Below are 239 nucleotides of genomic sequence, written 5' to 3' on the forward strand. Positions count from 1 at the left end.
TCAGCAAGGTCACTGAGTGTTTGCGCCACAGAAGTACCGTACTGCAAATTCTGAATAATCGTCAGCACAAAACTTCGAATTGCGGGAGTTGGAATTCGCTCAGTGAGATCATTCAAAGCCTTTTCAACGCCATGTATCTTGGCCGAATCTGAGGTCCGCTTAATCTGATAACAAAGGTCGGAATCAAACTCCGCAAGCTCTTTACCCAAGTACGCTAAAGCCGCCTCTATGGTCATACC

General features: G+C 46.4%; 1 pseudogene. It reads right to left on the reverse strand.

Going from position 1 to position 239, the window contains the following annotated elements:
* Positions 1–239 (reverse strand): annotated as a pseudogene (locus tag BCT81_RS05385) (type II secretion system F family protein); the annotation flags it as partial.

The organism is Vibrio sp. 10N.261.52.A1 (assembly GCF_002876325.1).
Lineage (GTDB): Bacteria > Pseudomonadota > Gammaproteobacteria > Enterobacterales > Vibrionaceae > Vibrio > Vibrio chagasii.